Raw genomic sequence first — 22,829 nt, 5'->3', positions numbered from 1 at the left:
TACGTTGATTGTTGTTTCATTAATTGTTTGGGTTAACAGATTATTTTATGAACCAAAGATACACAAAAAGTTAGCAAATCAAGATTTATTCCCATGAAAAATAATAGTTCCCTTTCATCCGCTGACGATTCGGCTATTCTTTAATTTAGACTCACTCCTATGCTACTTACTTCTTTGTTTTTTATACCTTTGCATCCGATTTTAATAAGGTATAGAATATATGGTACAAAATCAGGTCCAACCGGTTCGTAGGATTGCATTTCCTATATTGATCGCATTAAGTATTTCTCACTGTTTAAATGATCTTTTGCAGGCTGTCATTTCGGCTGTATATCCTCTCTTTAAAGAAGATCTCTCGTTAAGTTTTGCTCAGATTGGATTGATAACTCTTGTTTACCAGATGTCCGCTTCCGTGTTTCAACCACTGACCGGTCTTATTTTTGACAAACGTCCTATAGCATGGTCACTTCCCATCGGAATGAGTTTCACACTGGTAGGTATGTTGAATCTGGCTTTTGCATCCAATTTACACTGGTTGCTTGCATCCGTTTTTATTATTGGAATCGGTTCTTCTGTCCTTCATCCCGAAGCATCACGTATAACCTTTTTAGCTTCAGGAGGAAAACGGGGATTAGCGCAATCACTCTTTCAGGTGGGCGGCAATTTGGGCGGATCATTAGGCCCTTTGTTAGTGGCGTTGTTAGTGGCTCCTTACGGCAGGCATTATATTGCTTTGTTTGCAATTCTTGCTTTAGCGGCTATCTGTGCAATGTTCCCTATTTGTCGTTGGTACCAGGCCTATCTGAACCATCTTAAAAAACGTCCCATACTTGCAAGAACCTATATTGAACGCCCGCTCTCTCCAGGCAAAACAGTATTTGCCATTACGATACTGATGATCTTGATCTTTTCTAAATATATTTATATGGCGAGTCTGAACAGCTATTATACTTTCTATCTGATACATAAGTTTAATGTAAGTATTCAGCAATCACAACTCTTCTTATTTGTATTTCTGGTAGCTACTGCCATCGGTACATTAATGGGAGGCCCTATCGGTGATAAGGTCGGGCGCAAATATGTAATTTGGGGATCAATCCTTGGCACAGCACCGTTTAGTTTGTTGATGCCACATGCCGGACTTGTATGGACTGTACTTCTTAGTTTTTGCGTCGGACTGATGTTATCGTCCGCTTTTCCCGCTATTTTGCTTTATGCGCAGGAACTGCTTCCTAATAAATTAGGGCTGATTTCGGGACTCTTTTTTGGATTTGCATTTGGTGTTGCCGGTATCGCCTCTGCTGTCCTTGGCAATATGGCCGATAAATTTGGAATCGATGCGGTATACAATGTTTGTGCATTCATGCCGTTATTAGGATTGGTAACTTGGTTTTTACCGGATTTAAAAAAAACGAAAAAAGAAAAATAAGAATAATTGAAAAGTAGTCTGTATCTGCTTTTTATATTTGAATAAATAAAATCCGGAAGCACTTTTCCGGATTTTATCCTTTTTAATGCTATTTTCTACCAGTTTTTTTCTTATATCAATTCTCCCTCTTAATTATTTTACTAATTTCGTGGCGTACATATATGAATCAAGTAAATGAAAATGGAGAATAACGCATTAACCGGAAAACCTTATAACATTGGATATGCCTTAAGCGGAGGCTTTATTAAAGGATTTGCCCATTTGGGAGTTATCCAGGCCTTATTGGAGCATGATATTAAACCGGATATCATTTCAGGAGTAAGTGCCGGAGCTTTGGCCGGAGTTTTTTACGCCGACGGTAACGAACCCTATAGAGTGTTGGACTACTTTTCCGGACATAAATTTCAGGACTTGACCAAACTTGTGATTCCCAAAGTCGGTTTATTTGCACTGGGAGAATTTATAGACTTTCTGAAGTCGAATCTTAAAGCACAGAAACTGGAAGACTTAAAACTTCCACTTATCATCACCGCCACTGATCTGGATCATGGGCGCAGTATGCATTTTCATAAAGGGAATATAGCCGAACGAGTGGCAGCTTCATGCTGTATGCCGGTATTGTTTACGCCTGTAAAAATAGGAAATACACACTATGTGGACGGAGGGCTTTTGATGAATCTACCGGTTTCTACCATCCGAAATGAATGTGAAAAAGTAGTGGCAGTAAATGTCAGTCCGCTGATGGCAGAGAAATATAAAATGAATATTGTCAGTATTGCCATGCGCTCTTATCATTTTATGTTTCGCGCCAATACGTTTCCGGAGCGCGATAATTGTGATTTACTAATAGAACCTTATAATCTGGAGGGTTACAGCAATACTGAGCTTGAAAAAGCTGAAGAGATTTTTGAGCAAGGCTATAACACAGCTTCCGAAGTTTTGGATCAACTGATTGAGGAGAAAGGAAAGATATGGAGATAATAAAAACCGGATTGGCAGCTTTTGGTATGTCGGGACAGGTATTTCATGCCCCGTTTATCAGTACGAATCCGCATTTCAAACTTTGTAAAATAGTAGAGCGTACCAAGGAACTCTCTAAAGCACGTTATCCGCAAGCAACGATTGTACGTAGTTTTAATGAGTTGACAGAGGATCCCGAAATAGATCTGATTGTGGTTAATACCCCAGACAGCACACATTATGAATATACCCGAATGGCTCTTGAAGCCGGAAAAAACGTGGTAGTTGAGAAACCTTTTACTTCTACTACAGAACAAGGAAAAGAATTAATAGCTTTGTCTGAACAAAAAGGACTAATGCTTAGTGTGTATCAAAACCGCAGGTGGGATGCAGACTTTCTGACAGTACGTGATATTCTTGATAAGTCGTTGTTAGGTCGCTTAGTGGAATATGAATCAACTTTCGCCCGTTACCGAAACTTCATCAAGCCTAATACATGGAAAGAAACCGGAGTATCGGGAGGTGGACTGACATATAATCTGGGATCACATCTGATTGATCAGGCAGTTCAGCTTTTCGGAATGCCTGAAGCTGTTTTTGCCGATTTGGGTGTACTTCGTAATGGAGGAAAAGTAGATGATTATTTTATAATTCATTTGTTACGTCCTTCCTTGGCACCTGATGTGAAGATCACCCTGAAAGCAAGCTATTTGATGCGGGAAGCCGAACCACGTTTCATGTTGCATGGGACGTTAGGATCGTATGTCAAATATGGAGTCGACAAACAAGAAGCTGCCTTATTGGCTGGTGAAATGCCTGGCAGCCCTAATTGGGGAGAGGAATCGGAACAAGAATGGGGATTACTGCATACAGAAATGAATGGAAAGGAAATCTGCCGGAAATATCCGGGTATATCCGGTAATTATGGTGGTTTCTATCAGAATATATATGAACACTTGTGTTTAGGAAAAACGTTGAAAACGCATGCACAAGACATCTTGAATGTAATACGAATAATCGAAGCGGCTTATCAGAGCCATCGGGAAACTAAAATAGTTAATCTTAAATAGCTTTTATAAAAATGAAGAACGAAGAAAAAATGATTATTTATCAAGTGTTTACACGCTTGTTTGGAAATAATAATAACCACTGCATCAATAACGGAGACATCTTACAAAACGGTTGTGGAAAAATGGCTGATTTTACAGCCAAAGCTTTGGGTGAGATCAGAAAGCTCGGAGCGACTCATATTTGGTATACCGGTATTATCGAACACGCTACTCAGACTGATTACAGAAGATATAATATCCGACCGGATCATCCGGCTATTGTAAAAGGCAAAGCGGGTTCTCCTTATGCCATTAAGGATTATTATGATGTAGATCCGGATTTGGCTACTGATGTTCCCGGACGAATGAAAGAGTTTGAGAATCTGGTAAACCGCACACACAGGGCAGGACTAAAAGTGATTATCGACTTTGTGCCGAATCATGTAGCGCGCCAATATCATTCGGATGCACAGCCGGATGGTACCAGCCAACTCGGAGCCAACGATGATCCTAATTACTCTTTTAGCCCATATAATAATTTCTACTATATTCCGCAATCGGAATTGCATGGACAGTTTGATATGACAGGAAATGCCTTGGAACCCTATCATGAATTTCCTGCCAAAGCAACCGGAAATAACCGTTTTGATGCTTACCCTAATATTAATGACTGGTATGAAACCGTAAAGTTAAATTATGGTGTGGATTATCAGAACGGCGGAACTTGCCATTTCTCCCCTACTCCGGATACTTGGATTAAAATGTTGGATATCCTTTTTTTCTGGGCTTCCAAGAACATTGATGGATTCCGTTGTGATATGGCTGAAATGGTTCCGGTAGAATTCTGGGAATGGGCTATTCCACAAGTGAAACAAACCTATTCCAATATTTTGTTTATTGCTGAAGTATACAATCCTCACGAATATAAAAATTATTTGTTTCGTGGTAAGTTCGATTATCTCTATGATAAAGTAGGACTGTATGATGCCTTGCGTAACGTGGCTTGTGGTTACGATTCAGCAACTGCCATCACCCGTAGTTGGCAGTCTTTGGGGGGGATTGAAAAGCGGATGCTTAACTTCCTTGAGAATCATGACGAACAGCGCATTGCATCTGATTTCTTTGCCGGAGACCCACGCAAGGGCATTCCCGCACTAATCGTATCAGCTTGCATGAATACGAATCCGATGATGATTTATTTTGGTCAGGAGTTCGGAGAAATGGGAATGGATAGTGAAGGTTTCAGTGGACGTGATGGACGTACTACTATTTTCGATTATTGGAGTGTAGATACAATTCGGCGCTGGCGAAATGAAGGAAAGTTTGACGGGAAGATGCTAACTGAAGAGCAAAAACATTTATATGCAATTTATCAGAGAGTTTTGACGTTGTGCAATAAAGAGCAGGCAATATCAAACGGTGTATTCTTTGATTTGATGTATGCTAATGAAAATGGATGGAGATTTAATGAGCACAAGCAATATACATTTATGCGTAAGTACAAGAATGAATTGTTATTTATTGTCACAAACTTTGATAATCAGCCAGTGAATGTTGCGATTAATGTGCCTTCTCATGCCTTTGACTTTTTACAGATTCCTCAATTTGATTCTTATAAAGCGGTTGATTTACTAACAGATAAAGTAGAAGAAATCAGTTTACTGCCATATAAGGCAACAGAAATCGCTTTAGGAGCTTATACGGGTAAAATATTGAAGATTAAATTTTAATATTCTGAATATAAAATAGCCCTTGCAATCAAAATAATCGATGCAAGGGCTATTCTTTTATTTATTTACTTTTTCTTATTTGGTTCTTCTCAATACCATTGCTGTACGTGCAGGAATATAGAGTTTCAACCATTCCTTCTTTTCCTTCTTATACAAGGGATCGGGTAATGTGAAATGTTTCACACTATCATCTGACAAGCCATTTCCTCCATAAATTATGTTATCCGTATTCAATATCACCTCATAAGTTCCGGGCGTTACTAAAAAGCCATAATCGGTGAATGATTGACTTGGATTAAAATTGAATACAAAAATAAGATCTTTACGTTGGTACGCCAACACTTGGTCGCCATCGTTGTGCCATATTTCTTGTATAGGGGTTTGCTGGATGTTTTTTACGCTCTTAATTACTTTCAACATATCTGCATCAAAATCGCCCAGATAATGATAAGTCAAGTTTTTATTATCAACTAAATCCCATTGGCGGCGAGCATATTTACATGACCATCCATTGCCTTCCCGCGGAAAATCAATCCACTCCGGATGTCCGAATTCATTTCCCATAAAGTTCAGATATCCACCGTTAATGGTACTTGCAGTTAGTAAACGAATCATTTTGTGGAGAGCAATGCCTCGATGAACCATATAGTTTTCATCACCTTTCTGCATATGCCAATACATATCTGCATCAATCAGGCGGAAAATAATCGTTTTATCTCCTACCAATGCCTGATCATGACTTTCAGCGTATGAAATTGTTTTTTCGTCTTGCCGACGGTTAGTTACTTCCCAAAACATGCTGGATGGTTTCCAATCTTCGTCTATCTTCTCTTTAATTGTCTTGATCCAATAATCGGGGATATTCATAGCCATACGATAATCAAATCCATATCCTCCATCTTCCACCCTGGCGGCAAGTCCCGGCATACCCGAAACCTCTTCTGCAATGGTAATAGCCTTAGGATTTACTTCATGAATCAATTCGTTTGCCAATGTCAGATAGCAGATGGCATTATCATCTTGATGTCCATTAAAATAGTCGCCGTAATTGCAAAATGCTTCTCCCAATCCGTGGCTATAATAAAGCATGGACGTCACCCCGTCAAAACGGAAGCCATCAAAATGATATTCTTCCAGCCAATATTTACAATTGGAAAGTAAAAAATGCATCACTTCATTTTTACCATAGTCAAAACAAAGTGAATCCCATGCCGGATGTTCCCTTCGTCCTCCTGGATAGAAATATTGGTTTGGATCACCTGCAAAGTTTCCTAATCCTTCTACTTCATTCTTCACTGCATGTGAATGGACGATATCCATAATGACAGCAATACCCAATCCGTGTGCGGTATCAATCAACTGCTTAAGTTCTTCTGGAGTTCCAAAACGAGACGATGCTGCAAAAAAACTCGATACATGATAGCCAAAACTACCATAATATGGGTGCTCCTGTATAGCCATAATCTGAATGCAATTGTATCCCTCTCCGGCAATACGCGGCAGAATTCTTTCACGAAACTCATTATAAGTTCCGACTTTTTCTTCCTGTTGTGCCATACCGATGTGACATTCGTAGATCAACAGTGGATCTATACTAGGCTTGAAAGTTTTCTTTTTAAATTTAAATGGCTTTTCCGGTGCCCATACCTGAGCACTGAATATTTTTGTATTGTCATCTTGTACTACCCGATTAGCCCAAGCAGGGATTCGTTCTCCCTGTCCACCTTCCCAGTAGACGTGTAATTTATATAAGTCGCCATGTTGTATAGCGTCGGTCGGTAATTTGATTTCCCAACTACCATTTTTCAGGCGTTTTAGTTTATAAGCAGGCTTTTCTTCCCAATTACTGAACGTACCCACCATGTAAATGTGTGATGCATTCGGTGCCCACTCACGGAATATCCATCCTTTATCAGTGCGGTGCAAACCGAAATAAAGATATCCGGAAGCGAAGTCCGATAACGTAGATTTTCCCCCATTGGTCAATTCGGCCTTCTTATCCATAGCATGCTCAAAACGTCCAACGATAGCGTCTTTGTAAGGTTCCAGCCAAGGATCATTTTTAATAAGATTAAGAGTCTTTTCCATAAAAAGGATGTATTATTGTGTTTCAGAATTAATTTTTTATAGTCACTCAAGAAATGTCTACCCGATTATTATTCAAAAATCATCGATAGTGAAATTCGTAAAGTCTGCAAAACGTTTAAATTGCCGGAACACTTCTTCTGTCTTGTCCAGAATATCCGGAGTCAAAAAGAAACTGTCCGGGACGGAATAAGCACAAGTGAATTCTTTAGGTTTCAAATAATCAATGTATTTAAAATCTTTCGGGAATCCTTTGGGAGCTGTTTTTAGGAAATCTTCACCTACAATGGGGAAGAATTGCTGAAATTCAGGATCTTCCACTATCGAACGATATTCATCAATGTTATCATAGATAGACTGGCGAAGTGCTTTCAAAATATTAGAAGGCAAGCATAAACTTCCTCCGGCCAGCATGCAACCCTCAGGTTGTATATGTATATAGTACCCACTGTGATAGGATTTTTTCCCTTTTGCGTTAATATATCCCCCAAAATGATTCTTATAGGGAGTTTTATCGGAAGAAAAGCGGGTATCCCGGTAAATGCGATAAGTGCATTCTTTAGGTTGAATACCACGAATACTTTCATCAAAAAGTGAAATACGGGCAATTACTGTGGAAAGGAAATTTTCAAATTCTAAACGGGCTATTTCATACTCTTCCCGATGTTCATTAAACCACTCGCGATTGTTGTTCGCAGTAAGGTCCTTTAAAAAACGAAAGATAACAGGTATATTACTCATTGTGTCATTCTTTTCTGTTTATATCCTACAAATATATAAGAATTATTTGTAACTATCCATAAAACGAAAGAAAAACAGGTATAAAAAAAGCGTCGGCTGCAAAGAGCCGACACTTTAACACATTTATCAATAAAACAGACGCCTCTGTTTCTGACGTACTTACTTATCACAAGCTGGTACAATCTCTTTAATTAATCTTATATCTAATACTATGAAAAACACATCTATATAACATGCCTAAAATGGGTTTTGTTCAAACAGATCGAAAATAAACTTGTTAATAATCGTTATATCCGTATTCGCTCTCTATTGACATCAATCTTTATCTTACCAAAATCAATCATTGCATTGAATAAACAAATCTGGGAATAGTTAAACAATTGGTCTACGGTTATTTCTTTTTCTCTGATTAGATGTTTGTCAATCAATGCCGCTCTTTGGACACCTTTGAGGAGAGGTTGTTTGGGAGTGTGCCACTCTTTTCCGTTAAAGAGAGCAATATTAGCTATAGATGTATCTGTCAACAGTCCATTTCTAACAATTAATATTTCATCTTGCCCCCGTTTATGCGCATACAGTTCGTTGATTGCACTCCGATCTGTACTTTTGTAAGTGTAATCGATATTATCCGAATGAATAATCTGTAAAGAATGTACTGGACGTATTTGATAAGGTGTGTATAGGATCTCTTCTATCCATCGACTGTAGACTACTCTACACTTTATCATTTCTACATTCATTATTGGTTGCAGGTTTTCCGATAGATTTAATGGCGGTTCGTCTGGCCAAAAAACAGCACGCGTCTGGTTCATTCGCTCTGTGTGATAATCCAAATTATACACTACTCCTCTCTCTATACGTATCGTTTCAATAAATTGGCACATAAACTTTCTGCTTCATTTCGTTATATTCATTTTCCAAATCGCTTTTGCAGGTGATCCCTCCCCCACTTTTAAAAAAGATTTGCCCATTCTGCTCCTCAATAAAGCGGATCATAACGGCACTATCCAGTTTTCTCCCGTCAAAGTATCCGGTGATGCCTGTATAGAATCCTCTCTCATATTCTTCTGCTTGCTCTATTATTTCCATTGTCTTGTGCTTAGGAGCTCCTGTAATAGAACCGGCTGGAAGAAGTCTGAAAAGAATTTCTCCCAGATGATCAACATAGTTTTTCGGTAAAACTCCACTTATTTCAGAGCTGGTCTGCAATATGGGACCATGATTGGTATAGAGTGTATCTACATATCGATAGCGGGTTACAGATACATTATCTGCCACTATACTTAAATCATTTCGTATCAGATCAACGATTGTGGCATGCTCTGCTGCTTCTTTTTCATCCTCCATCAGTAAGCTTGTGGCAGAAGGTAAAGTTGCATCTATTGTTCCTTTCATTGGATAAGAACTGATTCTTCCATTTTCTATACGAATAAATATTTCCGGGGAAAAAACGACAAAAGTCTCTTTCAACCAAAGTTTGTATAAGGCCCGAGAATGATAAAATATATCTTTTAACCCTAGATTAGTGTTGACGAAGGTCATACAAGTGAGATTCGTTAAGAAGCTATTTCCACTCAAGATATTTTTCCGTATAATATCAAACGATCTTTTATATTGGCTTAAAGAAATAGGTTGGGGCTGCCATATTATTGGGTATATTAAAGGCGTAACAACAGACGTGCAGTTTGTAAAACCGTTCAGATTGTAAAGAAGCTCCGATGGATCAATATCATCCACTTTCTCTATAAAAGAACATTCTTGTTTATAATCTATAATAAACAGAAATGCTTTTCCTGCTCCAGCCAGTTTGTTTATACGGTTAATAGCTTCATTTCTACTATAGAATTGCATTATTCTTTGTTTTACTGTTTATTCGGGTGACAAACTTACAATAAAAACAGATGCATACAAAAAAATAGGGTTGCTGATTTGAGAGGGCACTGAAAAAGTGATCTTTTTTTAGCTTCCAATCCTTTTTAGAAATTACCGGAAAAAGTTGTATGTTGAATGCTGCATTTCATTCACATGCAACTTTTTCTTATATTAAGGAGAATAACTCAACTCTTTGGTTTATACAAGCCGTATTTGTCGTCCACGGACATGGATTACATTTACTTTAACTCAGTTTGAGTATTCTCTTGAGATTTGCTGCAAAAATAGCCATTGCTCCTTGCATTTTCATACATGACAATCCGTAGGACTGCGCCCTGTCATATCCATATACCTGTTTCAGTTCCGCATTTTTAGCTTCAATCTTATAACGTTCGGCAGCCTTCTCTTTGAACCGTTCGGTTTGTTGGAACTCTACCTGTTGTTGCTGCTCATCGGTTTTTATGGGAACAGAATAGGTTTTAGATTTAGCTCCCGGCTTATAACACCCCTCTCGTCTTGAGCAGCATTGACACTTATGCACATCAAAATAATAAGTATACGCCTGATTCCATGCTCCATTTTTTCTCCCCTGTTTTGCCCTCCGTATAGCTATGTGACCGGCAGGGCAAACAAACATGCCGGCATCCTTATTGTAATCAAACTTGTCTTCTTCCTTTCTGAAACCCTGGCTGATACCGGGATTCAATTTAGCTACCAACTCAAAGTGTTCATCACGAGCTTTCTCCAGATTATCCTTTCCCGAATAAGCTGAATCACCAATCACTGTTTGTACATCGATACCATTCTTTCGGCTTTGTTCAATCAATGCGGGTAGCTGGGGGCCGTCTCCCTTCTCACCGGAAGTTATGACAGCCGCTGCTATGATGCGCTCCTCGGTCATTCCGATATGCGTCTTATACCCAAAGAAAGAACTATCTTCCGATTTGTGCCCGATACGTGCATCCTCATCTTCAGAGACAGTGTAATGGTCGCTGATATCATCCAATGTCTCTTTTAAGAGGTTCAATTTTTCCTTTATTTTGGGAATACAGACGAAGGGGGCCTGTTCTTTTAATGTATCAATCAGTGTTTGCGTATAAGTCAGCTCATGTTCCAGAACGTCATCAGAATTCTTCTCGGGTAATAGTTCCTTTATCTTTTCATCCACTTCATAGAGACATTTACGTAACTGTTTGGAACGCAACTTCAGTATCTCAATAGGAGAATGGGGATTTGAACGCGAACCGGTATGTGTGGCATCAACGATTACAGAAGTGGATTTTATAATGCCTTTCTCTATTGCCAAAGTTACCGTCTTGTTGATAAGCAGGTTCAACAAGTCCATATCTTTCAGACGGAGCTTACGAAATTTGCATAAAGAGCTGGCGTCTATCACATCCTCTTCCGGTACCATTCCTAAAAAGTATTTAAAGGACATATCATAGCGTGAACGTTCAACCACATCAATATCAGACAAATCATAAATTGTTTTTAAAAGAAGGTACTTGAACATACGAATAGGGCTCTCGGCGGTACGACCATTGTTCGGACAATATTTGGAAACAAGCTCATTATAAACAAAGGAAAAGTCTATCAGCGAGTTGATACGTCGAAGTAGGTTATCCTGAGGGATGATCAAATCATAAAGACTTGAATAATCACTAAAAGTCAAACGTTCTTGAGATGCTAGCATTGCGGTATTCTTTTGGTGACTCTAAGATACAAAAAAACGGTATAAAGCCGTATTATTTTGGATTTATACCGTCATTTTTTAAGTAGAAGAGATACAGCAGGACTTTTTCAGTGCCCTCTGATTTGAGCAACCCTATTTTCTTCATCATCTGAATATTCTTCTTACTTAATCATCGCTTTTACTTGATCTTGCATCTGTTTGATTTCAGTTCTATTAGGCGATAAAGTAACTGCCTCTCCCAAATAGTCAACAGCTTTCTTGAAAGCTGCATCCGCCTTTGCTTTTTCAGAAGCATATTTTTCTTTGTTCGAACTAGCTAAAGGAGTTGCTTTCCGTAGAACATCGGCTCCATTATTATAGAACAATACTCCAAGGCTATATAAAGCGTCAGTCTTCCACTTCTTACTAGTCACATCAGTGGCATGTTTATAGTTCTCTTCTGCTTTCTCGATATTGCCAGCCTGTTGGAATTTCTGTCCTTCTTTCAAATAATAAATAGCATATAGTTTTTCAATAGTAGCATTGCCCGGAACAGCTTTGATACCTTCTGTCAATGTAGCAATATACTCTTGATTATTTTTCATATCGCGATAGGCAGCAGACTTACCTATATATGCATTTGCAAGATTATAATTTTTTTTAATCGCAATATCAAAGTAATCGGCGGCTTCTTTATATTTCTTTATGTTATCTGCACATACACCACAATTATAGGCTGTGACAGAATCCTGATTATTAGTCAGTTTCAGATATTCGCTGTATTTTTCAAAAGCAACGGCATAATTTTTTGCATTCAAAGCATCATTACCTTCATTCTTCAACTGATTCGGATCTGTGGTTTGCGCAAAGAAATTATTTGCAGTAAAACATAAAGCAAGTAATAAAATAATTTTTTTCATGGTTATTGTGTTTTTTAATTGTTTATCGTTCAAATGTAATACGAATCTGATGTAAACACAATATATTTTTCATCTTTTGACTTTTTTGAAAAGTCAGTAACGATAGTTATTTTTACGTTAAAGAATGCAACTAAAAGCCAATTGACCGGTATTCTTTTGTGATAAAGGTATCGTACCCGTATTTTTCGATTGCGTTGTACTACAGGGATAGTTTGGTATGTGCTACATCTTTATCTGTATAATCTATGAAAATCCTTCCTAACCTTAATGCGTAATGACATATCTCCTTTAAATTCGAAAATTGTTCAAATAGAATCTCTGTTCTTTGCTTTTGCCCGCCAGTCCACTTATGAGGTGCTTTAACAACAAATACCGACTCTTGTCCAGCAACAATCTGAGCATATTCCCGTTACAAAATACCTCCAGTTCATAGTATTTTCGTTTAGCTTTGACCTCTCTCTTTTTTATTCTCTTTTTATTATTTGCCATCGGTAGGCCGTGTGTAGGTCTTGCACCGCTTCGTATACCAGTTTGAATACATGAATCCTATCCACTATCTGCAATGCCCTAGAGAAACATTTCCGAGCAATCTTTTACATGCTGTTTGCCATGTCAGGTGTAAACTCTTTCACCATATTGCACAGTTTTATGCCAATGAGCATCAGTACTTTTATTACATCTTCAGCCTTAGTTCCCCGATGACGATTAGAATAGAGCCTGTACCCCCCTTTTTTATCCCTATTAATCAAGTATAGTGTAAAGTTCTCCTTTGCCAGTGCCATCTCGTCCATACAGAATGGTATCCTATGTTTTTAAGGCAAAGAAGGCATCATTAAATTGATCCTAATCATTATAATCACACAGATGTTGTTTATACTGATTCTGTAACTGCTTTCTATCTAAGCCATAATTGCTCTGTAACAATTTGACAGCTAATTGCATGATTGCCTAAGTAATACTTTTAACATACCTCTATTCTGAATGTTGTTGCCATAGTATATGATTTTAGTTATGTCGAAACAATGTTGAAACAACAGCAAGCAAAAGTAGCATCTTAGATCAAAAGTAACAAGAATGATGATTGAAAAGAAATAGCTGTAAATCACTCCTCCAAAGGGCTTTATAGACAGTAAAATGCTGATATTCAGCATAAACCACAAAAAGACAGCCCAAATAGACTGCCTTTACGTTGTGATTCCGAAGCGATTCGAACGCTTGACCCACGCCTTAGAAGGGCGTTGCTCTATCCAGCTGAGCTACGGAACCATCCTTTATTGCGAGTGCAAAGGTAGTGCTTTTTCTGAAATCTCCAAAAAAATCTGTGTCTTTTTTTACTTATATTTTCACATATATATTCTATAATCCTAAAGGTAAGCCAGTTAAGTACCAAATAAAAAGTAACATTGTCCAGCCTATCAGTATATATACCGAATATCGCCAAGTGTATTTTAAGAGTGAACCATAAGTGGCTTGCTTATCATATTGTTGCATGTAGGTCAACACCAAAGGCATATAGAACATGAATGGAGTAATAGCATTAGTTGCGCTGTCACCTATCCGGAAAGCACATTGCGTCATATCCGGTTCAATTCCCATTCGTGCAAATACCGGTACGAAGATAAATGCCATAAATGCCCACTTAGCAGTAGCAGAGACCATAATCAGATTAATGGTTGCAGTGAACAATATAAATAAAATCAAAGTCCATAAAGGACCTGCCTGCACAGAAGAAAGTAAATTAGCACCTATGATAGCCACACATTTATCTAAATGTGAATATTCCAGGCAAGCAAACATCTGGGCCGCAAAAAAGGCAATAACAAGATAGCCACCCAATAATTTCATGGGGTGTGCCAATCCTTCTATCACATCGTTATCCGAACGGTAACGTCCGGAACTAAACCCATAGACCATTCCCATAATAGCAGCCCCCAGAGACAATAAGAACAAAATCCCCATAATGAATGGTGAACGTATCAACCCTCCATTTACTCCACGCAAAATACCCCAGGAAGAAAAAGTGGCCCATAAAATGATTGCAGCATAAAGCATTCCCACAACGATCGCCATTGTCATGGCCCGGCGTTCTTTGCGTGACAACTGTTTATAGCCTTCAAATATCTGTTTTCCTTCATATTGTCCCAGAGAAGGAATCAGTCGTTTGCAGGTTATCCTGTAAATTATGGCTCCGATAACGAATGTAGAAACAGACATAAAATAATAATTGCACAATGGTCCCGTATTTCCCTGATATACTCCGGAGTCAATGGCTGCTTCCTGTGTCGTACGGGCAATTAATGGATCCATGGTGCTCAGCACTACATTGGCACTGTAGCCACAAGAAACCGAAACATATGCGGTAATAATTCCCGCTACCGGATTTAATCCTACCGAATAAAACAAAGTGGCTGCTATCGGAAGCAATATTATATAACCCGCATCTCCTACTATATTCGATAGTAATCCAAGAATAATCACCCACAGGATGATCCTCCTGGTGTTTTTTCGTTTTTTCACCCCTTGCCGGACACAAGCGTCAATAAAGCCGGAATGTTGAGCTACCCCGATACCAAACATTGCTATCAACACCATTCCCAATGGTGCAAATCCTGTGAAATTAGTAATTGCATTTCGCAACATCCAGCGAATACCCTCCGGACTCAGCAGACTTTGTACACGAATCTCTGCTCCTGTCTGCGGTAGTTGCACCCTTAATCCATAAATATCGAATATCCAGGATAGAAAGATGACTGCCAGCGTAAACAGGAAGAACATCGTTGCCGGATGCGGCATACGCCATTTACTCTTCATCTGCATCCAGATTGTCCAGATCGATTATACGAAGTTCTAATGCACGGACCACCAGTCTGGTTGCATTTACTCCTACCCGTTCACCCTGTGGAAATAACCTTCCGATCAGATCATTCTGCCGTTTCTCTAACGATTTCACTCCGAAAGGCATACCCTTTAGGTTAGCTATCATTTCTTTGGTATACCCCAACGCCAGATGGCGGAGGAAGCGTTCGTCATATTCATCAATATCATAACTGATGACAGCCTCTTGACGCTTAGCATCGTTAGCTACTGATTTTTTAAACCGCTCCACTATTTTTTCCAGAATCGGATAATTGAATACCAACTTCTTCCCATCCATTACGGCCTGTACATCCGTCTTGGTGAGTAATTCACCTGTTTTCAATATAATTCCGTCTGCTCCGGCGTTCAGCACATCTACCCATAGCTTCTCATTCAAAATTTCTCCGGTGAATATCAATACTCTCACTCCCGGATAACGTTTAAAGATATTCCGGCATATATCGACACCGATTGTTGTAGAGCCTCCCAATCCCAAATCCAGTAACACCATATCAGGTAATTGCGTTTCCATCAAAGGCCAGAATTCATTTTCAGTCATTGCCGTACCTATTACCTCAGCATTAGGTATTTCATGGCGAAATATTTCTTCTGTTCCTTTCAGTTCCAGTTTTACATCTTCTACAATAATTACTTTAAATTTCTTATCTTCCATACTATTTTATCTGTGTATATTTAATTTTTTATCTTTTGGGTACTGTAAAATAGACTGTGAATCCTCCTCCCTGTGCCGGCTCTGCATTAATGCGACAACCGCGCCTTCCGGCAAATTCATCATGGTCACGAATAATTTGTTTGCAGATCAGATATTCAGTTCCTCGTAATTCACCTTTCTCTCCCGAAGTCATACGTGCCAGATTCGGATAAAATAATTGATTCAATTCCTCTACTTGCTTCTCACGCCTTCTGTCTGTGAACAAAAAACGAACATATTCTCCATCCATAATGGCTTTTAAAACCAATTCTCCATCCTCATGGAAGGAAAGGGCTTCATCAATCAGGTTCTCTATAAGAAAACGCAACTGATTGATATCTCCAATGACTTTGCCTTCAAGAGGCTCTACAGTCAACGTTATCTTATTATCAACCCCTCTACTTATTCTTTTGAAGTATTTGCCGGCATATACCATTATATCCGTAACAGGTATCGTAGCTCTTCGGAATGTTACTTCTTCCAGTTGCCGGGAAGCACAGGAACTCAATATCCTAAAGATTCCTTTATAATATTCTATCAATTCACTGATAGTCTCCACACATTCCTTTTCCTCCTCTCCAGATAGGGAGTGTGTATTCAGCCTGCCGATAATCTGTTTGATTTTGTTTGGATAATAAATTGTTTCATGCTTGATGGTCGAGAGACAGTTGTCCAACACCATATTCTGTACATGCAACATACTGTCTTCCCACGAAGCTCTCCTGGTCTCCTCGTGTGCCGCCTCAATGTCACGGTATTTTGTGGCAAGTCTGACAACCGCATTGAATACCACAATGCCTACATACCTGGAGATTAACTGAAACAACAAACGATCCGCTTCTTGCATACTGTCCTCTTGTCTTTCCAGATACAATACACCGACACACTGATGTTCTCCTCCGGCATCAACCAGCAAAGGTAATACCTGCATATCTCCGTCCGAAAGATAAGTCTGATTATCAAAACACTGTTGTATGATTTCCGGAGGTTCATCCATACGGGGACTGGAAGCAAATTCAAGCCGATGTCCCATTTCATTATAAACAGCAATCCCCAAACATTCTATAGTCAACAGCTCATTCATCGAGTCGAATGATTCGTTTACGATTCGTTGTGGTATCTCTTTCAATGTATCTTCTTCGCGTTGTAAAGCTTCTGCCGACTCCTGTGTGCGCACCAATGAAGAAGCGAATACCTTTTTATTAATTTCCAAGACCTGTTCCAAATTTAATCGGTTCAAAAGTCTCTTACGAACATACAAAAGATAGTAACCGCAAAGGGATGCCACCAATAAGAGGATACATAAGATAATTCCTACCGTCTTATTGGTTGTTGAACGTTCCAATTGTCGGCAATAACCTTCTAAAGACTGATCTTCCCCTGTCAATTTATACAATGCTGTATAGGCAACATTATTATATGTATAGGCATCTAACTTTTTAAGTCCCAAAAAGGCAACAGATGCTTCATTACGCACATCAAGTATCACATGAAAATCCGTATTATAAGGTTCTACCCACCATTCCAGTTCGGCCGGAATCCCACTTCCCACCAATTTCATAAATCGTTGGGGATGGCGAGCATATTTTTTATAATGTGCATTGAGCCGGTTTAATGCTGAATCGGCATACTGCAACGCAAGCTCAAAGTTTTCTATAACATTGCAATAATAAACTGTATCAGCAAATCTGGATGCTTCGTCCAACAGGTGTTCATATTCAGCTTCAGCTGCTAAGGTTACGGAATCTACCGGAATATCTTTCAACTTTTCAGGCATCGGTTCGCCTTGACAGGAGAATGAGCTGAACAATCCGACCAGACATAAACAAATCCCAATTATTTTACGGACTCCGGAAGGTAATCGGAAGTAAAAACGACTGCCTTTGCCCGGTGTACTTTCTATGTTAAATGTACATATTCGGAACAGATCATTGGTCTTTTTATATTTTTCAATAATTCCCTTACAGTTCATCAGCCCGAAGCCACTGCCCTTACTCCGTTTCAGTTCCTCTTTATCCGGATTGTTTTTCATTCCTATCGATTGGGAATCATAAACCTTCTCACCGATAATCTTGGCTATATCTTCAGTCGAAAGTCCACGTCCATTATCCTCTACGGAAATCTCAACATATTCATCAGTCCGCTTAGCATATATCTTCACTATACCCCCTTTCGGAGTATATTTCCGGGCATTCTCGGCTAATGTATTAATCATAAACAAAGTCAACGCTTTATCAGCCTTCACCAATGCTTTTGTCGGTTCTATTTCAAGCCTTTGTTTCTTCATTTCAAAGGCTTTGCGTCCTTTGCTTATCAATTCAAAGAGTTCGTTCAATTCAAAATTCTCTATATTCAGACTAAGCGAACCTTGTTTCATCTTAATCCACAAAGCCAATATATCATTATATTCATTGATTGTAGTTACCAACTCGTCGATATATTGATACTTTTCTTTCTTTATCCGATTGTTGTTTATAAAGCCCTTTTCCGTCAATTTATGAACTTCATTGATAATCCGGTCTATATACGGATTGATTCCATCCACAATGGCCAAGCAAGATTTTTTTATAAGGTTCTGGCGTTTGTTCCCGGCAATATGCTGTTCGTAGACATACCTTTGTTTTTCCAACTTATTCCGTTCATCCCCCAATGAAATAAATGTCATTCCATTGTCCAGTGCCCAAGCAATATAGGGAGTGATAACTTTCACCAATGCCTGTTCATCCTTATTCAAGCGATGGCGGGTAAATAGTTTTAGAATCCCGATCGGTTCCGTTTTATCAGGTACATACAGATCAAACACTGCCCCAATAGCAACCTCTCCAATCGACTTGGATTCATCCGTCTGTCCACTCTTACACTCTTCATTAAATTCGATGTCTCCCGTTTCTTCATTTCTTATTCCGATACGGATTTCTGTAGCACCAAACAATTGCTCCATATCCGGCTGAATGGATTCTGAGATAGCGTGTACAATTTCGCTTTCATCTGTTACATCTACCGGTATGGAAGCAGTGATTTTTTGACAAACATCTAAAGTCTGTCGTAGACGTGCAATATGTATCCGGTTCCGTACTTTTGATCTCTTATTGAATAACCAAAACATAACGGTCACCAGTATAAGTCCTATAATCACGAAAAACAATACCACGTTCAATTGTCTGGACTCTTGCTCTAATGAAAGATAACGGCTTTCCAATTCCTTATCCTGGCGGGTATACCGTAAAATATCCAAATAAACATTTCTGTTATAATCCGATGCCGGTTTCATTCCCAGGCAAGCATACGATACACTCAACTGTTCGCGTATTCTGGAAATCCATTCCGGCACGGTTTTCACCTTTTCTTTTCCAAGCCAAGTTACTTCTGTATATGCCACATCTTTATTAGGAACAAACACCTGTAACTTGTCGAGCGTATCCGCCACAGAATGATAGTATGACATATGATGTTGGTTCACACAGTCCAAAGCTTTTGCCAATGTATCCAATGCTTCTGTATACCGTCCGTGAGCATTCAAATATTTACCGATCGACACATACGCACCCGCTATCTGATAAAGGTCATTATATTTGCGAAAACGCTCCAATGCCATCTGCCCCAAACGCAACGGTAACAATGAATCCACTGGTATGCCGAACCTTGTCAGAGCGTGTGAACGCCTGTTCAGAAATAGCTCATAACTCTCCTGAGAGGCCATTAAATTGGTGAGTCCTTGCAAACCATTTCCTTCAAAATACAAATATCCTTGCTCCGAGGCCATTTTCCAGGTTGTATATAACTCATCGAATTCTTCAAGTTTTCGTTCATCCGGTGTTTTACCCTCACACAGTCCGGCCGAACCTTTTATATAATGGAAATAAAGAATTTGATTTGTATCAGTCGCCAACTCCTCATTTAATTGTATTTCATTCAGCGAAGCCATAGCCTCGGCACGTTGTTGCAGATAATAGTAATAAACTGCCGAAACGATAAAAAACTCTGTAAAGGCATAATCCAACCGGGCACTCTCATGACGGTCGACAAACAGATTATTTTCTTCATCAATCCGCTTCATCCTCCTGATTGCACTGTTCCGGTAGTCATAAAACTCCTTGTTCATGGCCGTCCGCTGATAAATCTTCATCAACCCGATGTCAGCAATCAAAAGTTCCAATTCATTTTTCGTCAGGTTATATACCCCTTTATGCAGACGTTCAGCTGTATCAAAATCCATCCGCATAAAAGCGCAAAAAGCAAGATTATTGGAGGCTTCCGCTTTCCCCTGACTGTACATGCTAACTTCTTTGTACGCTTGCGATGCAGCCCTGCAGGAAGAATCCAGATCTTTATACCGGTATACATAAGCCCGTGAGTTCAGCGAATCAATGTGCTGTACCTCCTTAGTCGGAGCTGTATCGACACAAGAGAAAAATGTCGTCAACAACAACATACAGAAGAGTGGTATAAGCAAACGCGGATTCATTTCTTTCAGATACAATTAGTGTTCAGGTAGCAAAACTACAATTTTTTCTACAATAAGTCTTTTAAAATGCCTAGATAATTCATACCTTTGCGCGCAAATTATAACCAATAGGTAACAACTATTACACACAATGAGCGAAAAAGCACCCTTTATGGTATTCTCGGGAACTAATTCGAGATACCTGGCAGAAAAAATCTGCGCAAGCCTCAATTGTCCTCTGGGAAACATGAACATCACCCACTTTGCCGATGGTGAGTTTGCCGTTTCTTACGAAGAGTCAATTCGTGGCGCACATGTATTCCTGGTTCAGTCCACTTTCCCTAATTCCGACAATCTGATGGAACTCCTTCTGATGATTGATGCAGCTAAGAGAGCGTCAGCAAAGAGCGTTGTTGCAGTTGTCCCTTATTTCGGATGGGCGCGTCAGGACAGAAAGGATAAACCACGTGTTTCTATCGGCGCCAAGCTGGTAGCAGACCTGCTTTCAGTAGCAGGCATTGACCGTCTGATCACAATGGATTTGCACGCGGACCAGATTCAGGGCTTCTTCAATATTCCGGTGGATCACTTATATGCTTCGGCTGTGTTCCTCCCCTATATTCAGTCATTGAAGCTGGATGAACTCGTGATTGCGACTCCTGACGTTGGTGGTTCAAAGAGGGCAAGTACATTCTCCAAATATTTGGGTGTACCTCTGGTACTCTGTAACAAATCACGTGAAAAAGCAAACGAAGTAGCTTCTATGCAGATCATTGGTGATGTAAAAGGCAAAAATGTAGTATTAATCGATGACATTGTTGATACAGCCGGTACCATTACCAAAGCTGCCAACATCATGCTTGAAGCCGGTGCCAACTCAGTACGTGCCATTGCCAGTCACTGTGTAATGTCCGATCCTGCTTCATTCCGTGTTCAGGAATCAGGATTGACCGAGATGGTATTCACCGACAGTATTCCTTACTCTAAGAAGTGTGCCAAAGTAAAGCAGTTGAGCATTGCCGATATGTTTGCCGAAACAATCAAACGTGTGATGAACAACGAATCCATCAGTTCACAATACATTATCTAAAAAGATAGAAGAATCAAGGACAATAAAAAAACGTAGAACTTTTCAGTTCTACGTTTTTTTATTTATTAATTTCTGTTTTAATTATTCCAACCGTCCGAATTTATAGGTGCCTTTACGAATCACTTTTCCATTTTTATCTGTTTCTACAAACGGACCATTCTTTTTACCTTGTTTGAAAAAGCCCTCATAGCGATTCCCGTTTTTATCTTCCTCCACACCATTACCTTCCTGCATTCCATTTACAAAACCACCTTTATATTTGGTTCCGTTCGTTAAAGTAAGAGTGCCTTTGCCGTTTGGCTGGTTATTCTTCCACTCGCCTTCGTACACGTCTCCATTACTCCATTTGTAAACCCCGTGTCCGTTACGTTTATTATCTTTCCATTCACCTTCATATACAGCACCGTTAGCCCAGGTAAATGTACCTTCACCGTCTTGCATGCCGTCTTTAAAGTTTCCTACATATTTATCCCCATTGGCATGATAATAGATACCCGGACCGGTTCGTTCTCCTTGTAGATATGAACCTTCATAGCGGTCACCCCCTAGAAAGAAAATACCTTTTCCGTGTTGCAAATCATCTTTCCAGTCTCCTACGTATTTCTCACCGTTGGTATATTCAAAGGTCCCTTTGCCCTCACGAACGTCATTCTTCCAGTCGCCGTCATATTTACACCCGTCGTTCCATACCAATACGCCTTTGCCATCTTTCTTATCATTTTTCCAGTCACCGACGTATTTGGAACCGTCTCTCCAAGTATAGGTACCTTTACCTTCACGTTTATCGTTTACCCAATCACCCACATAGATATCTCCATTATGGTAATACATCGTACCCGGACCATGCTGATAATCCTGAAACCACATACCGTCGTAACGGTTATTATTCATAAAATAGTAGATTCCATTACCATGCTGCTGGTCTTGATACCATTGTCCTTCATATCGTTCGCCGTCCGGGAAGGTGTAAACTCCGAATCCTTCTCGTTTACCTTTTACGTATTCCCCTTCGTAAACGTCCCCATTCTTAAAAACAGTTTTCCCTTTACCGTTTGGCTTACGCCCTTTCATTTCTCCAGTATATACGGAACCATCTTTAAACGTGTAATTTCCTATCTTGATTTCTGTAGAGAAGGTGTCCCGCACTTTGCTGAAGAATCCACCTTTATTTTGTGCGACAGCATTCCCTTGCGAAAGAGCCGCTAAAATGAGTGCTGTATAGATGTATCTTGTTGTTTTCATTTGGCAAATATACAATTTATACACTAA

At 39.4% G+C, this 22,829-nt stretch carries 16 protein-coding genes and 1 tRNA gene; 5 read left to right on the top strand and 12 right to left on the bottom strand.

All coding sequences use genetic code 11. The annotated features are described in order from the left end of the window. Positions 1 to 220 precede the first annotated feature (220 nt). The 4 genes from FDF36_RS01955 (at position 221) to FDF36_RS01940 (ending at position 5,168) form a co-directional block, all read left to right on the top strand. Entirely contained in the window at positions 221 to 1,429 is a 1,209-nt protein-coding gene (locus tag FDF36_RS01955; protein ID WP_220390120.1) for an MFS transporter, read from the top strand. A gap of 180 nt (positions 1,430 to 1,609) precedes the next feature. Continuing rightward, on the top strand, positions 1,610 to 2,410 hold the full coding sequence (locus tag FDF36_RS01950) for a patatin-like phospholipase family protein (protein WP_005806024.1): 801 nt from the start codon (positions 1,610 to 1,612) through the stop codon (positions 2,408 to 2,410). Beyond that, positions 2,401 to 3,459 carry a Gfo/Idh/MocA family oxidoreductase gene (locus tag FDF36_RS01945; RefSeq protein WP_220390119.1) on the top strand — a complete coding sequence of 353 codons (1,059 nt, stop codon included), beginning with the start codon at positions 2,401 to 2,403 and terminating at the stop codon, positions 3,457 to 3,459. The genes FDF36_RS01950 and FDF36_RS01945 overlap by 10 nt, the downstream gene beginning before the upstream one ends. Positions 3,460 to 3,470: 11 nt before the next feature. Next, a complete protein-coding gene (locus tag FDF36_RS01940; protein ID WP_220390118.1) occupies positions 3,471 to 5,168 on the top strand; it encodes an alpha-amylase family protein in 1,698 nt (565 codons plus the stop codon). Positions 5,169 to 5,243: 75 nt separating this feature from the next. Here FDF36_RS01940 and FDF36_RS01935 read toward each other — a convergent pair whose 3' ends face one another. The 11 genes from FDF36_RS01935 to FDF36_RS01885 form a co-directional block, all read right to left on the bottom strand. After that, positions 5,244 to 7,256, bottom strand: coding sequence for an alpha amylase C-terminal domain-containing protein (locus FDF36_RS01935; protein WP_220390117.1), 2,013 nt, complete (start codon positions 7,254 to 7,256; stop codon positions 5,244 to 5,246). A gap of 72 nt (positions 7,257 to 7,328) precedes the next feature. Then, a complete protein-coding gene (locus FDF36_RS01930) occupies positions 7,329 to 7,994 on the bottom strand; it encodes a DUF2461 domain-containing protein (RefSeq protein ID WP_220390116.1) in 666 nt (221 codons plus the stop codon). 287 nt (positions 7,995 to 8,281) lie between these two features. Then, positions 8,282 to 8,878 carry an aminotransferase class IV family protein gene (locus tag FDF36_RS01925; protein WP_220390115.1) on the bottom strand — a complete coding sequence of 199 codons (597 nt, stop codon included), beginning with the start codon at positions 8,876 to 8,878 and terminating at the stop codon, positions 8,282 to 8,284. Beyond that, entirely contained in the window at positions 8,862 to 9,845 is a 984-nt protein-coding gene (locus FDF36_RS01920; protein ID WP_220390114.1) for an aminodeoxychorismate synthase component I, read from the bottom strand. The genes FDF36_RS01925 and FDF36_RS01920 overlap by 17 nt, the downstream gene beginning before the upstream one ends. A gap of 265 nt (positions 9,846 to 10,110) precedes the next feature. After that, positions 10,111 to 11,559, bottom strand: coding sequence for an IS1182 family transposase (locus FDF36_RS01915; protein ID WP_220390113.1), 1,449 nt, complete (start codon positions 11,557 to 11,559; stop codon positions 10,111 to 10,113). A gap of 161 nt (positions 11,560 to 11,720) precedes the next feature. Next, positions 11,721 to 12,458, bottom strand: a complete 738-nt coding sequence (locus FDF36_RS01910; protein ID WP_005787597.1) for a hypothetical protein — start codon at positions 12,456 to 12,458, stop codon at positions 11,721 to 11,723. Positions 12,459 to 13,051: 593 nt separating this feature from the next. Then, a complete protein-coding gene (locus tag FDF36_RS21110) occupies positions 13,052 to 13,249 on the bottom strand; it encodes a hypothetical protein (protein ID WP_259281346.1) in 198 nt (65 codons plus the stop codon). Between the two features lie 401 nt (positions 13,250 to 13,650). Beyond that, positions 13,651 to 13,724: transfer RNA gene (locus tag FDF36_RS01900), tRNA-Arg, on the bottom strand. 90 nt (positions 13,725 to 13,814) lie between these two features. Continuing rightward, positions 13,815 to 15,269, bottom strand: coding sequence for an AbgT family transporter (locus tag FDF36_RS01895; protein ID WP_220390112.1), 1,455 nt, complete (start codon positions 15,267 to 15,269; stop codon positions 13,815 to 13,817). Next, the gene (locus FDF36_RS01890; RefSeq protein ID WP_220390111.1) at positions 15,259 to 15,987 is read right to left on the bottom strand and encodes a DUF5932 domain-containing protein; all 729 of its coding nucleotides are present in this window, start codon (positions 15,985 to 15,987) and stop codon (positions 15,259 to 15,261) included. Before FDF36_RS01890 ends, FDF36_RS01895 begins: the two co-directional genes overlap by 11 nt. A 28-nt stretch (positions 15,988 to 16,015) precedes the next feature. Further along, positions 16,016 to 20,491, bottom strand: coding sequence for a DUF5113 domain-containing protein (locus FDF36_RS01885; RefSeq protein WP_220390110.1), 4,476 nt, complete (start codon positions 20,489 to 20,491; stop codon positions 16,016 to 16,018). Positions 20,492 to 20,621: 130 nt separating this feature from the next. Here FDF36_RS01885 and FDF36_RS01880 point away from each other — a divergent pair, with 130 nt between their 5' ends. Beyond that, the gene (locus tag FDF36_RS01880) at positions 20,622 to 21,560 is read left to right on the top strand and encodes a ribose-phosphate pyrophosphokinase (RefSeq protein WP_005787587.1); all 939 of its coding nucleotides are present in this window, start codon (positions 20,622 to 20,624) and stop codon (positions 21,558 to 21,560) included. Positions 21,561 to 21,641: 81 nt separating this feature from the next. On the opposite strand, the gene FDF36_RS01875 is transcribed toward FDF36_RS01880, so the two are convergent. Beyond that, entirely contained in the window at positions 21,642 to 22,802 is a 1,161-nt protein-coding gene (locus FDF36_RS01875; RefSeq protein WP_220390109.1) for an MORN repeat-containing protein, read from the bottom strand. Positions 22,803 to 22,829 lie beyond the last annotated feature (27 nt).

It is taken from the genome of Bacteroides fragilis, from assembly GCF_019583405.1.
Lineage (GTDB): Bacteria > Bacteroidota > Bacteroidia > Bacteroidales > Bacteroidaceae > Bacteroides > Bacteroides fragilis_B.
This window is presented reverse-complemented; position numbering and strand designations above follow the sequence as displayed.